The organism is Streptomyces tricolor (assembly GCF_002155905.1).
In the GTDB taxonomy this organism is placed as follows: domain Bacteria; phylum Actinomycetota; class Actinomycetes; order Streptomycetales; family Streptomycetaceae; genus Streptomyces; species Streptomyces tricolor.
On sequence record NZ_MUMF01000233.1, the window covers coordinates 1 to 12,296 of the forward strand.

Genomic DNA, 12,296 nt, shown 5'->3' on the forward strand with positions numbered 1-12,296 from the left:
CGAGCACCGCCCAGCGGCCGGGCGCGGCCGGCGCGAGGGGCACCGGCACCCAGTCCATCCGGAACAGCGTGTCCGCGCCGATCCGGTGGCCCGCGCCGGTGCCGGGGGCGGCGCCGAGCCGGACGGTGTCGGCGGTCAGCACGGGGCCGCCCTCGGGGTCGGCCAGGGTGAGCGCCACGGTGTCCGGGCCGGTCCGCTCCGCGCGCACCCGCAGGGTCCGGGCCCCCGTCGCGTGCAGCCGGACGCCCGACCAGGCGGTGGGCACCGACGCCCCGTCGAGCACCGGGCGCAGGGCGGCGTCCAGCAGCGACGGGTGCAGCGCGAACGCGTCGGCGCGCTGTGCGGCGTCGTCGTCGAGCGCCACTTCGGCGAAGACGTCCTCGTCCCGCCGCCAGGCGGCGGTCACGGTGGCGCCTGCGGGGCCGGGCTCGGCCGGGGCGGCAGCGTGCGGCCGGGCGGCCGGCGAGCCGGGCGGCTGCGGCGCCCGGGGCTCCGGCTCGGCCGGCGGTGTGGCCGGTGCCGCGGGCTCCGCCGCTCGCGCGTGCTCGTCCCCGGCGTCCACCGGCAGGGGTTCGGCGTCGGCCGGCGGCCAGGCCGTCAGGGGCTCGCCGGGGACCGGCCCAGTGGTCAGCGTGGCCTCGGCGTGGCGGAGCCAGGGGCCGTCGGCGGTGCGGGTGTGGACGGCGGCCGTGCGGGTGCCCGCCGCGTCCGGGGCGCTGACCGACACCCGGGTGTCGGCGCCGCCGGCCGGCACGGTCAGCGGCTCGTACACGGTCAGGTCGCCGATGCCCGCGCAGTCCGCCCGGTCGGCGGCGGTCAGCAGGAGGTCGACCAGCGCGCCGGACGGTGCCTGGGGTTCCGGCCAGGGCCGCGCGGTGCCGGAGAGCCGGCCGGTGAGCACCAGCGCTCCGTCGGCGAGTTCGACCACGGCGCCGAGCAGCGGGTGCCCGGCGGGTGCCAGTCCGGCGGCCGTCACGTCGCCGGTGCCGCCGCTCGGCTCCAGCCAGTGCCGGGTGCGCTGGAAGGCGTACGTCGGCAGCTCCACCGTGCGGGCGCCGGTGCCGGCGAAGGCGGGCCGCCAGTCGACGGTGAGGCCGGCCGCGTGGGCCTCGGCGGCGGCGCGCAGGAACCGTTCGCGTCCGCCCTCGTCGCGGCGCAGCGTGGCGAGGACGGTGGCGGGGCCGCCGGTCTCCTCCAGGGTCTGCTGCACGGCGACGGTGAACATGGGGTGCGCGCTGATCTCCAGGAAGGGGCCGTAGCCCTGCTCCCCGAGCGTGCGGACGGCCTGTTCGAACAGGACGGTCTGCCGGGCGTTGCGGTACCAGTAGTGGTGGTCGAGGCCGGCGGTGTCGAGCAGTCCTCCGGTGACCGTGGAGCAGAAGGCGACCGGCGCGGAGCGCGGCGCGGTCGGCGCGAGGGTCTCGGTCAGCTGGTCGCGCAGCGCGTCGACGTGCGCGGTGTGGCCCGCGCCGACGATCTGCCGGACCCGCCGGACCCGTACGCCTTCGCTCTCCAGGCCGGTGAGGAACTCCTCCAGGGCGTCGAGGTCGCCGGCGACGGTGACGGACCGCGGGTCGTTGACGGCGGCGATGTCCAGGCGGTCGCCCCAGGGCCGCAGCCGTTCGGCCGCCTCGGCGCGGGGCAGCGCCACGGAGGCCATGCCGCCGGTGCCCGCGAGGGTCAGCCACGCCTTGCCGCGGGTGGCGACGATCCGGGCGGCGTCCCGCAGGTCGAGCGCGCCCGCCACGTACGCGGCGGCGATCTCGCCCTGGCTATGGCCGACGACGGCCGACGGTTCCACGCCGTACGAGCGCCACAGCGCGGCCAGCGACACCATCATGGTGAACAGGGCGGGCTGGACCACGTCGACCCGGTGCAGCGGCGGCGCCCCCTCCGCGTCGCGGAGCACGTCGAGCAGGGACCAGTCGACGAACTCGGCGAAGGCGTCGGCGCACTGGAGGACGCTCTCCCGGAACACCGGGGAGTCGTCGAGGAGTTGCCGGGCCATGCCGGGCCACTGGGCGCCGTGGCCGGGGAAGACGAACACGACCCGGTCGGTGCCGTCGGCGGCGCCCTCGGTGACCGCGGGGTCGGGGGTGCCGGCGGCGACGGCGTCGAGTCCGCGCAGCAGGGCGTCCCGGTCGGTGCCGAGGACCACGGCCCGGTGGTCGAACACGGCGCGGCCGGTGGCGAGGGTCCAGCCGACGTCGGCCGGGCGGAGGGCGGGGCGGGTGTCCAGGTGGGTGCGCAGGCGTGCCGCCTGGGCGCGCAGGGCGTCCCGGGTACGGCCGTGCACCGGCCACACCACCGGCAGCGCCGGCTCGGAGGCGGTCGGCGGGGCGTCCTCGGGTGCGGGCTGCTCGGGTGCGGGCCGCTCGGTGTCCTCGGCGGGGGCCTGTTCGAGGATGACGTGGGCGTTGGTGCCGGACAGGCCGAACGCCGACACGGCGGCCCGGCGCGGCCGGTCGTGCCGCGGCCACTCCCGCTGTTCGGCCAGGAGCCGCACGTTCCCGGCGTCCCAGTCGACCTTCGTGGACGGCCGGTCCACGTGGAGGGTCTTCGGGAGCGTCTCGTGCCGCATCGCCATGACCATCTTGATGACGCCGGCGACACCGGCGGCGGCCTGGGTGTGCCCGATGTTGGACTTGACCGAGCCGAGCCACAGCGGCGCGTCCGACGGGCGGTCCTGGCCGTAGGTGGCCAGCAGCGCCTGCGCCTCGATCGGGTCGCCCAGCGTCGTCCCCGTCCCGTGCGCCTCCACCACGTCCACGTCCGCGGTGGTGAGGCGGGCGTTCTCCAGTGCTTCGAGGATGACGCGTTCCTGGGAGGGGCCGTTGGGGGCGGTCAGGCCGTTGGAGGCGCCGTCCTGGTTGACGGCGGTGCCGCGGACGACGGCGAGGATCTCGTGGCCGTTGCGGCGGGCGTCGGAGAGCCGCTCCACGACCAGGACGCCGACGCCCTCGCCCCACACGGTGCCGCCCGCCGCGTCGGCGAAGGCGCGGGTGCGGGCGTCGGGAGCGAGCGCGCCCTGCCTGCTGAACTCGATGAAGGTCTCGGGGGTGGCCATGACGGCGACGCCGCCGACCAGGGCGAGGCTGGACTCGCCCTGCCGGAGCGACTGGGCGGCCAGGTGCAGGGCCACCAGGGAGGAGGAGCAGGCGGTGTCGACGGACAGCGACGGGCCCTCCAGGCCGAGGGTGTAGGCGACGCGGCCGGAGATGATGCTGCCGGAGCCGAAGCTGCCGAAGTAGTCGTGGTACTGGACGCCCGCGAACACGCCGGTGCGGCTGCCCTTGAGGGTGTGCGGGTCGATGCCCGCGCTCTCCAGCGCCTGCCAGGACGCCTCCAGCAGCAGCCGCTGCTGCGGGTCCATGACGAGGGCTTCCTTGGGGCTGATGCCGAAGAACGCGGCGTCGAACTCGCCCGCGTCGTGCAGGAAGCCGCCCTCGCCGACGTAGGAGGTGTCGGGCCGCTGCCGGGCGGGGTCGACGATGCGGTCCACGTCCCAGCCCCGGTTGGCGGGGAACGGGGTGATGGCGTCGGTGCCGTCGGCGACCAGCCGCCACAGGTCCTCGGGGGTGCGGACGCCGCCGGGGTAGCGGCAGGCCAGACCCACGATGGCCAGCGGCTCGTCGGCGCGGGCGGGCCCGGTGCGCCGGCCCCGGCGGGCTCCGGTCCGGGCGCCCCCGACCAGGGTGCCCAGGTGGGCGGCGAGCGCTTCGGGCGAGGGGTGGTCGAAGACGAGGGTGGCGGCCAGCCGCAGGCCCAGCTCGGCGGAGAGGGAGTTGCGCAGCTCGATGGCGGCGAGCGAGTCGAAGCCGAGGTCCTTGAAGGCGCGGTCGGTCTCGACGCGGTCCGGGTGCGCGTGCCCGAGCACGGCGGCGACGTGGGCCCGGACGGTGTGCAGCAGCGCCTCGGCGCGCTCCTCCTCCCCCAGGCCGGCCATGCGCTCGGCGAGGCCGGTGGCGGCGCCCTCGGCGGCTGCCTCCCGGCGCACCGGGCGGCCCGCCAGCGCGCGGAAGACGGGCGCGAGGCCGCTGCCCTGGGCGCGCAGCGCGGGCAGGGCGAGCCGTACCGGCGCCAGGGCGGGGCGGCCGGCCCGCAGCGACCGGTCGAACAGGGCGGTGCCCTCCTCGGCCGACAGGGCGGTCATGCCGCCGCGCGCCATCCGGGCGCGGTCGGCCTCGTCCAGGGTGCTGGTCATGCCGCCGGACGGGGCCCACGGTCCCCAGGCGAGCGACAGCGCGGGCAGGCCCCGGGCGTGCCGGTGCGCGGCGAGGGCGTCCAGGAGGGCGTTGGCGGCGGCGTAGTTGCCCTGGCCGGGGGCGCCGACGGTGCCGGCGACGGACGAGAACAGCACGAACGCCGCGAGGCCCGTGGTCAGTTCGTGCAGGTGGAGGGCGCCGAGCGCCTTCGGTGCGAGGACCGTGTCGATCCGCTCGGGGGTGAGCGCGGAGACCACGCCGTCGTCGAGGACGCCGGCGGCGTGGACGACCGCGGTGAGTGGGTGCGCGGCCGGGATGCCGGCCAGGACGGCGGCGAGGCCGTCGCGGTCGGCGAGGTCGCAGGCGTGGGCGGTCGCGGTGGCGCCGAGCGCGGCGAGTTCGGCGATCAGGTCGTCGGCGCGGCCGGACCGGCTGAGCAGGGCGAGGTGCCGGACGCCGTGGGCGGTGACGAGGTGGCGGGCGAGCACCGGGCCGAGGCCGCCGGTGGCGCCGGTCAGCAGGACCGTGCCCTCGGGGTCGAGGCTCCACTCGGCGGTGCCGGCGGGTGCTTCGGCGCGCACCAGCCGGGCGGCGTGGGCAGTGCCGGCCCGCACGGCGATCTGCGGTTCGCCGGAGGCGAGGACGGCGGGCAGGACAGCGGCGGCGTCCGTGCCCGGTTCGAGGTCGAGCAGCACGAACCGGTCCGGGTTCTCCGACTGCGCGGACCGCACCAGGCCCCAGACGGCCGCGCCGGCCAGGTCGGGCACGTCCTCCCCGGCGACGCCGACCGCGCCGCGGGTGACGACGGCCAGCGGCCGGGGGTCGTCGTCCTGGAGGGCGGCGAGCGCGGTGCGCAGCGCCTGCCGTACGGCGGTGGCGTCGGTGCCCGGTGTGCTGTGCAGCACCCGGTGGTCGGTGTCGGGGGCTTCGGTGTCGAGCGGCAGCGGCTGCCAGTCCAGGGCGAACAGGGCGTCGGCGGTCGTGTCGCGGGCGTCCCGCAGGTGGGTCAGCGGGCGGGAGGCGAGCGAGGTGACGGTGGCGACGGGGGCGCCGGCGGCGTCGGCCAGGTCGACGGCGAAGGCGTGGTTCCCGGCGGGCACCAGCCGGGCCCGCAGCACGGAGGCGCCGACGGCGTGCAGGGTGACACCGGCGAACATGAAGGGCAGCCGGGCGGTGTCGTCGGCGGATCCGTCGCCGAGCAGCGCCAGGGCGTGCAGGGCCGCGTCGAACGCGGCCGGGTGCAGGCCGAAGCGGGGCGCGTCGGCGGCGGGCCGCTCGGGCAGCCGTACCTCGGCGAACAGTTCCTCGCCGCGCCGCCAGGCGGCCGTCAGGGCCTGGAAGGCGGGCCCGTACTCCAGTCCGGCGGCGGCGTGCCGCTCGTACAGGCCGGTGGTGTCGAGCGGTTCGGCGTCCTCGGGGGGCCAGACCTCCAGGCGGCTGCCGGGGGTGCCGGTGCCCGGGGCGAGGTGGCCGGAGGCGTGCAGGGTCCACGGCTCGTCGGCGGGCAGGCTCTCGGCGCGGGCGTACACCTGCACCGTGCGGGCGCCGGACGCGTCGGGTGCCCCGACGGCGACCTGGACCCGCACCCCGTCGTCCGGGGGCAGCACCAGCGTTACTTCGAGGGCGAGTTCCTCCAGGCGGGCGCAGCCGACCTGGTCGCCGGCGCGGACGGCGAGTTCGACCATGGCGGTGCCGGGGACGACGACCGAGCCGCCGACGACGTGGTCGGCGAGCCAGGGGTGGGTGCGCACGGACAGCCGGCCGGTGAGCACGGCGCCGTCGGAGCCGGCGAGCACGGTGGCCGCGCCGAGCAGGGGGTGGTCGGCGGGGTCCAGGCCGGCGGAGCCGACGTCGCCGACGGGTGCGGCCGTCGCGGGCCAGAACCGTTCGCGCTGGAAGGCGGTGGTGGGCAGGTCGACGGTGCGGGCGCCGGTGAACAGCGCGGTCCAGTCCACGGCGGCCCCGCCCGCGTACAGCTGGGCCACGGCGGTGAGCAGGGTCTCGGTCTCGGCGCGGTCGCGGCGGCTCGCGGCGGCCAGGACGGCGTCGGTGTCCGTGCCGTCGGCGGCCAGGCATGCGCGGGCCATGGCGGTCAGCACCGCGTCCGGGCCGAGTTCGAGGAAGCGGGTGACGCCCTCGGCGGCGAGGGTGCGGATCCCGTCGTGGAAGCGGACCGCCTCGCGCACGTGCCGCACCCAGTAGTCGGCGGTGGCGAGGTCCTGGGTGGCGAGGGCGCCGGTGACGTTGGAGACCACCGGCACGGTGGCCCGGTGGAAGGTGAGGGACTCCACGACCGACCGGAACTCGGCCAGCATCGGTTCGATGAGCGGGGAGTGGAAGGCGTGCGAGACGTTCAGCCGCCGGCTCCTGGCGAAGCGGGCGGCCACCGCCTCGGCCTCGGCGGCGTCGCCGGAGATCACCACGGAGTCCGGGCCGTTGACGGCGGCGATACCGGTCCGCTCGGTGAGCAGCGGGCGGACCTCGTCCTCGGTGGCGCGTACGGCGAACATGGCGCCGCCCGCGGGCAGCGCCTGCATGAGCCGGCCGCGCGCGGCCACCAGCGCGGTCGCGTCGGCCAGGTCGAGGACGCCGGCCACGTGGGCGGCGGCGATCTCGCCGATGGAGTGTCCGGCCAGGTAGTCGGGGGTGAGGCCCCAGGACTCCAGCAGCCGGTACAGGGCGACTTCGAAGGCGAACAGGGCGGTCTGGGTGCGGGCGGTGCGGTGCAGCGGCTCGGGGTCGTCGCCGAGGACGAGGTCGCGCAGTTCGGCGTCGCCGGTCAGTGCGCAGATCTCGTCGAAGGCGCGGGCGAACACCGGGAAGTGGGCGTGCAGTTCGCGGCCCATGCCGGCGCGCTGTGCGCCCTGCCCGGTGAACAGGAAGGCGGTCTGTCCCTTGCGGACCCGGCCGGAGGCGGCGCCCGGACCGCCCTCGGCGACCCGGGTCATGGCCGTGAGGAGCGCGTCGCGGTCGGCGCCGAGGACGACGGTCCGGTGCGGCTGGGCGGTGCGGGTGGCGGCCAGGGAGTGCGCCACGTCCACCGGGTCCAGCTCGCCGGCGGCGGCCACCAGGCGGGCGGCCTGTTCGCGCAGGGCGCGCTCGGTCCGGCCGGAGATCACCCAGGGCACCAGCGGCGGCGCCGTCCGCGGCGCGGGTTCCGCCGGTTCCCCGGCGGGGGCCTCCTCCAGGATGGTGTGCGCGTTGGTGCCGCTGGCGCCGAAGGAGGAGACGGCGGCGCGGCGCGGCCGGCCGGGGTCGGGCCAGGGCCGGTTCTCCGTCAGCAGCCGGACCTGCCCCTGCCCCCAGTCGACCTTGGTGGTCGGCTCGTCGGCGTGCAGCGTCCTGGGCAGGACCCGGTGCCGCATCGCCATGACGGCCTTGATGATGCCGGCGACGCCGGCCGCCGCCTGGGTGTGCCCGATGTTGGACTTCACCGAGCCGAGCCACAGCGGGGCGTCCGCGGGCCGGTCCTGGCCGTAGGTGGCGAGCAGCGCCTGCGCCTCGATCGGGTCGCCGAGCGTGGTGCCGGTGCCGTGCGCCTCCAGCAGGTCCACGTCGGCGGCGGTGAGCTGTGCCCCGGCGAGCGCGGCGCGGATGACGCGCTGCTGGGAGGGCCCGTTGGGGGCGGTCAGGCCGTTGGAGGCGCCGTCCTGGTTGACGGCCGAGCCGCGGACGACGGCCAGCACCTCGTGGCCGTTGCGGCGGGCGTCGCTGAGCCGCTCCAGCACCAGCATGCCGGCGCCCTCGCTCCAGCCGGTGCCGTCCGCCGTGTCCGCGAAGGACTTGCAGCGGCCGTCCGGGGCGAGGCCGCGCTGCCGGCTGAAGGCGATGAAGTTGCCCGGCGTGGCCATGACGGTGGCGCCGCCCGCCAGGGCGAGGGTGCACTCCTTGCCGCGCAGCGCCTGTACGGCGAGGTGGACGGCGACGAGCGCGGAGGAGCAGGCGGTGTCGATGGTGACGGCCGGGCCCTCCAGGCCGAGGGTGTAGGAGATGCGGCCGGAGATCACGGCGGCCAGCACGCCGGTGCCGAGCGCGGCCTCGGCGTCCTCCGGCATTCTCGCCAACAGGTCCTTGTAGTCCTGGCCGTTGGTGCCGGCGAACACCCCGATCCGGGCACCGTGCGCCGCGCCGGGGGCGATCCGGGCGCGTTCCAGCGCCTCCCAGGACACCTCCAGCAGCAGCCGCTGCTGGGGGTCCATCGCGAGGGCCTCGCGGGGGCTGATGCCGAAGAAGTCCGGCTCGAACCCGGCCGCGTCGTCCAGGAATCCGCCGCGCGTGACGTAACTCTTGCCGGTGGCGTCCGGGTCGGGGTCGTACAGGGTGTCGAGGTCCCAGCCCCGGTCGTCGGGGAAGTCCCCGACGGCGTCGGTGCCGTCGTGGACGAGCCGCCAGAACTCCTCCGGTGTGGTCACGCCGCCGGGGAAGCGGCAGCTCATCCCGACGATGGCGATGGGCTCCCGGTCCTGGGTCTCCACCTCGCGCAGCCGCTGCCGGGTCTGGGCCAGGTCGGCGGAGACCCGCTTGAGGTAGGAGAGCAGCTTTTCGTCGTTGGTCATCGGGTGTCGCCACTCCTGTGCGAAGAGGTGGACCGCGGTCGGGCCGGGGTGTCGTGGGAGGGCCGGGTCACGCGGAGCCGAGTTCGTTGTCGATGAAGGCGAAGACGTCGTCGGCGGAGGCGTCCTCCAGCCGTCCGGCGACGGCGGCGGCGTCCTGGCCGAGGGTCTTGTTCAGGTCGCCCAGCAGCGCCTGGAGGCGGGTGGTGATCCGTCCCTGCTCGATGTCCTCGGCGGTGAGGCCGGCGAGCCGGGCCGCGACCCGGTCGAATTCGGCGAGGACGGAGTCCACCGAGGTGTCGGCGCCCGCGAGTTCGGTCCCCAGGTGCTTGGCGAGGGCGGCGGGGGTGGCGTAGTCGAAGATGAGGGTGGCCGGCAGCGCCACCCCGGCGGCGCTGCTGATCCGGTTGCGCAGGTCGACGGAGGTGAGCGAGTCGAAGCCGAGGTCGCGGAAGGCGGTGGTGGGTTCGACCGCGCCGGCGTCGCCGTAGCCGAGGACCGCGGCGGCCTGGCCGCACACCAGCTCCTGGAGGGCGCGGTCGCGTTCGCCGCCGGTGAGCCCGGCGAGCTTCGCGGCGAACCCGTCGGCTCCGCTCGTCTCCGGTGCGGCCGTGCCGCGCCGTGCCTCGGGCAGCGCGGACAGCAGGGGGCTGGGGCGGGTCGCGGTGAACGCGGGCGCGAAGGCGGACCAGTCGACGTCGGCGACGGTGACGGTGGTGTCGCCGCCGTCCAGGGCGCGGCGCAGTGCGGTGAGGGCGCGGTCCGGGTCGAGGAGGGACATGCCCATCGCGCGGGCGGCCGAGCGGACGGTGCCGTGCGCGGCCATGCCGTCGCCGCCCCAGGGTCCCCAGGCGATGGAGGTGGCGGGCAGTCCGGCCGCGCGCCGGTGTTCGGCGAAGGCGTCGAGGTAGGCGTTGGCGGCGGCGTAGTTGGCCTGTCCGGCGCCACCGACGGTGGCGGTCAGCGAGGAGAACAGCACGAACGCCGACAGGTCCCGGTCCGCGGTGAGTTCGTGCAGGTGGCGGGCGGCGTCGGCCTTGGGGGCGAGGACGGAGGCGAAGCGGTCGGGGGTGAGGGCGTCCAGGACGCCGTCGTCGAGGACGCCGGCCAGGTGCAGGACGGCGGTGAGCGGGTGTTCCCCGGGTACGGAGTCCAGCAGCGCGGCGAGCGCCTCGCGGTCGGCGACGTCGCAGGCGGCCAGGGTCACCTTCGGGCCCGCGTCGGTGAGTTCGCGGACGAGGTCGGCGGCGCCGGGCGCGTCCGTGCCGCGCCGGGAGGTCAGCAGCAGGTGGTCGGCGCCCTGGTCGGCGAGCCACCGGGCGACGGCGGTGCCGACGGCGCCGGTGGCGCCGGTGACCAGCACCGTGCCGGACGGCTTCCAGGGGGCGCCGGCGCGGGCGGGGGCGTGCTCCAGGCGGCGGCCGTAGGCGCCGGACTCGCGCAGGACGACCTGGTCCTCGCCGCCGGCGTCGCCGAGCAGCGCGGCGAGCCGGGCGACGGTCCGCGGTCCGATCTCGGCGGGCAGGTCGACCAGCCCGCCCCACCGGTCGGGGTGTTCCAGGGCGGCGACCCGGCCGAGACCCCACACCGGGGCCTGGGCGAAGCCGGTGACGGCGGCGGCCGTGCCGTGGGCGACGGCGTCGCGGGTGACGCACCACAGCGGGGCGCTGATCCCGGCATCGCCGAGGGCCTGCACGAGGGCGGCGGTCGTGGTGAGCGCGGTGGCGGGTGCCAGCAGGGACAGCACGCCGTCGACGCCGCTCCGGCCGGCGAGCAGTGCGGCCAGCACCGCCCGGTCGGCCGTCCCGGGGACCGTGAGGGTGTCGACGCGCAGCCCCTGTTCGGCGAGCCCGGTCAGGACGGCCGTGGTCCACGGGTCGTCGGCCGCCGGGACGACGGCCAGCCAGTGGCCGCCGAGCGCCGGGGTGGCGGCGGGGGCCAGCGGCTCCCAGGTGACGCGGTGACGCCAGCCGTCGGCGGCGGCGTTGGTCTGCCGCTGCTCGTGCCAGGCGGCCAGGGCCGGTACGACGGCGGCGACGGAGGTCTCGTCTGCGACGCCGAGCGTGGCGGCGACGGCGGGCACGTCCTGGTCCCGGACCAGCTCCCAGAACGGGTCGGCGGCGTCACCGCCCGCGCGGGCCGCGGCGGAGCGCTCGGCCTGCAGGATGGGGGCGTCCTCCCAGTGCCGGTCGCGGCGGAACGGGTAGGTGGGCAGGTCGACCTTGCGGCCCCCGGCGAACACGGTCCGCCAGTCGGGGCCGGTGCCGGTCAGGTGCAGCCGGCAGACGGCCTCGATGAGCTGGGCGTCCTCGGCGCGGTCGCGGCGCTGGGTGCCGATGACGTGGGGCACCACGTCCTGGGCCAGGTTGGTGAGGACCGAGTCGGGGCCGACCTCCAGGAAGCGGGTGGCGCCCTCGGCGGCCAGGGCGGTGATCCCGTCGTGGAAGCGGACGGCCTCGCGGACGTGCCGTACCCAGTAGTCGGGCGAGGTCAGCTCCTCGGCGGGGCGGCCCGTGACGTTGGAGACGACCGGCAGGGCGGGCTCGTGGAAGGTCAGGCCCGCGAGCACCGCGCGGAACTCCGGCAGCATGGGGTCCATGCGGTGGGAGTGGAAGGCGTGCGACACCGTCAGCCGCTTGCTCTTGTCGAACCGGGCGGCGACGGCGAGGACGGCCTCCTCGTCACCGGAGATCACCACGGCGCGCGGGCCGTTGACGGCCGCGATGTCGACGCCGTCGGTGAGCAGCGGTGCCACCTCGGCCTCGGTGGCGAGCAGGGACACCATCGCGCCGCCGGCGGGCAGCGCCTGCATCAGCCGGCCGCGGGCGGCGACCAGGGCCACCGCGTCCGTCAGGTCCAGCACACCCGCCACGTGTGCGGCGACGACCTCGCCGATGGAGTGCCCGGCGAGCAGGTCCGGGCGGATGCCCCAGTGCTCCAGCAGCCGGTACAGGGCGGTCTCGAAGGTGAACAGGGCGGCCTGCGTGTACACGGTCCGGTGCAGCGGGGCGGGGTCGCTGTCCTGGTCGAACATCACCTCGCGCAGCGGCCGGTCCAGGTGGGCGTCGAAGGCGGCGCAGATCTCGTCGAAGGCGGCGGCGAACACCGGGAACGCGGCGTGCAGGGTGCGGCCCATGCCGGGCCGCTGGGAGCCCTGGCCGGAGAACAGCATGCCGAGCCGCCCGGGTTCGGGGGCCGTGACGGCGGCCTGGCTGCCGTCGGCGACGGCGCGCAGACCGGCCAGCAGCTCGGCCCGGTCGCGGCCGGTGACGGCGGCCCGGTGGGTGAACACGGTGCGCGTGGTGGCCAGCGAGTACCCGACGTCGTACGGGTCCAGGTCACCGGCGGCCGCGAGCAGCCGCTCCGCCTGCCGCTGGACGGCGTCGGCGCCCTTGCCGGACAGCACCCACGGGACGACGGGCAGCGCGGCCCGCTCCGGGGCGGGCGGCTCGGTCTCGGCCGGCGGTGCCTCCTCCAGGATGGTGTGGGCGTTGGTGCCGGAGATGCCGAACGAGGAGACGCCGGCGCGGCGCGGGCG

2 protein-coding genes are annotated in these 12,296 nt (G+C 76.9%); both read right to left on the reverse strand.

Annotation, left to right across the window (positions count from 1 at the left end; genetic code table 11):
* Positions 1-8,761, reverse strand: an 8,761-nt coding sequence (locus tag CCN44_RS17335; RefSeq protein ID WP_143649822.1) for a type I polyketide synthase, incomplete at its 3' end; no start/stop codon positions are given.
* 67 nt (positions 8,762-8,828) lie between these two features.
* A partial coding sequence (locus tag CCN44_RS17340) for an SDR family NAD(P)-dependent oxidoreductase (protein WP_086698168.1) occupies positions 8,829-12,296 on the reverse strand: 3,468 nt, incomplete at its 5' end.